This window comes from Nitrobacter winogradskyi, assembly GCF_006539545.1.
Classification (GTDB): domain Bacteria; phylum Pseudomonadota; class Alphaproteobacteria; order Rhizobiales; family Xanthobacteraceae; genus Nitrobacter; species Nitrobacter winogradskyi_A.
This window is the reverse complement of record NZ_BJNF01000146.1, coordinates 1-1,785: the sequence shown is the minus strand read 5'-3', so window position 1 is coordinate 1,785 and position 1,785 is coordinate 1. Positions and strand designations below refer to the sequence as shown.

General features: G+C 60.2%; 2 protein-coding genes. Both read right to left on the bottom strand.

The genetic code is table 11. From position 1 onward, the window contains the following. Positions 1–692 precede the first annotated feature (692 nt). Positions 693–1,247, bottom strand: a complete 555-nt coding sequence (locus NWI01_RS18540) for a hypothetical protein (protein ID WP_141385410.1) — start codon at positions 1,245–1,247, stop codon at positions 693–695. Between the two features lie 141 nt (positions 1,248–1,388). Then, positions 1,389–1,785 (bottom strand): hypothetical protein (locus tag NWI01_RS18535; RefSeq protein WP_210243018.1); only part of this gene is annotated, 397 nt, incomplete at its 5' end.

Below are 1,785 nucleotides of genomic sequence, written 5' to 3'. Positions count from 1 at the left end.
CCTACCGCATATCAAATCCGGGCATATTGATGATGCAATCCGCCCAGAATCAGGCGACAGAGAATGCGTCCGGCTGTCTCGGCGGCGCGTGATATCCGCGCGCCTTTGTTCAATGACAAATGGGTGCGTGAGCCGTTGTAGTGTTGTAGTAGTAGCTCATGTACGAGAGCAGCACGTGGCGCAGATGGCGTTCGCCGAATAACACGATATGATCAATACATTCCCTGCGGATCGATCCGATCGGCCGTTCGGCATATGCGTTTTGCCAGAGTGAGCGAGCGGAGGTCGGGCGATCTCGAATACCGATGGACCTAACCCGACGCAGGAATATAGCGCTGTAGGCGCCATCGCGGTCCCGGATCAAATAACGAAGGATTTGCTCCCAGCCGCAAGCTTGAGGCGAACCATTCGGCCGTCGGATGCGCGGTTACTCCAAACCACAGGATCTGCCGCCGTCCATGGCCCATGGTCAGCAATCCATAAACAGAACGAATCACGAAAAGGTCCCTTGCGCCAATGCCGTCAGCATATTTCCGAAGGAACGTCTTCCAACCCTGCGACGGAGGGCCCCCCTCCGCACCATATACTTGGCCACGCTGGTCTGGCCTACCCTGATGCCACGCGCGGAGATGTAGCCGAACGCCTGTGCGAACGGGCCACGGCGGGCCATAGACAGCTTAAGCGGGACCCTCTCATATCTGGTCCAACGCGCGGCGGATCGCCTCGGCATCGGTGGCGAATCCGGCATCGCCCGTGGCCGCGTGAAGCCTCTCAAAAAGCTGTAGCGCTTCCTGATAATATATGCGGGCGCCCGAGACATCGCCCGCGGCGTGGGTTGCTAGGGCAAGCCTTGACAAGCGGAAGCCATGGCCTCGCCATTCTAGAACGGAACGCGGAGTGCCTTTCGTGGCTGAAGCCTCCACGGCTACTTGATAAAGTTCCCGCGCTGCTGCGAAGTCGCTCTCTGCCTCCGTCGCGGATGCAAGCGCGGAAACTGCTAGCGCCAACATCGGACCAGCCTCGTCCTCGCCGTATAGCGAGGTCATTTCACGGGCGAGATCATAAGATTCTTTCAACAGCGATCCGCCACCACCTGATCCGCCAAGGCTCTTGATGATGTTTCCCATCCGGACACAGGCGCAACATAGATCGGTGAAGCTGGTCGGGCTCGGATCACAGCGGTGCAGGTCGCGGCAGTGGCGAAGACTTTCGGCATAATAGACCTCGGCTTCCGCTGCACCGTACACACCACCTCAACGATGTTTCCGCGCCGGGCAAGCGCGGTCTGCAGCAGACGCCGCGGCGCGGTGTCGGTGCGATCACGCGCGCCTATTTCAGCACGCGCTACGATGGATGCCGTCACCTCATCCAGCTCGGCAGCACCCCAGTTAATAGGCTTCGACGATCGACAAAGCATCGACCACAGTCGCGGCGTCCGGATTATCCTTCAGTAGCGGAAGCGCGCGCCGCGCGACGCCACCGGCTGCATAGATATCCTTTCGCGCGAGTTCACGCCGCGCCATCTCCGCCAGGGCCGTTAGTGCAGTACTTGGTTTGCCGCTGGTGAAGGCAAGGAGCTCGGCAGCCGGACTCTCGCGCAAATCATGGGTGCGAGCCTCAAAGCGTGACTCGATCGCCACCTCAAAGGCCGCTCGCGCTGCCATGGGGTCAACTAGGTTCGGCAGGTGATCGCAAGCGGCTTCGTTATAGGACCTGTGGCGGAACTCGCCAAGTCCCGCTGATTCAAGGCTCACGAAAGCATAGGGACGCTCTGCGCTAGGGCCG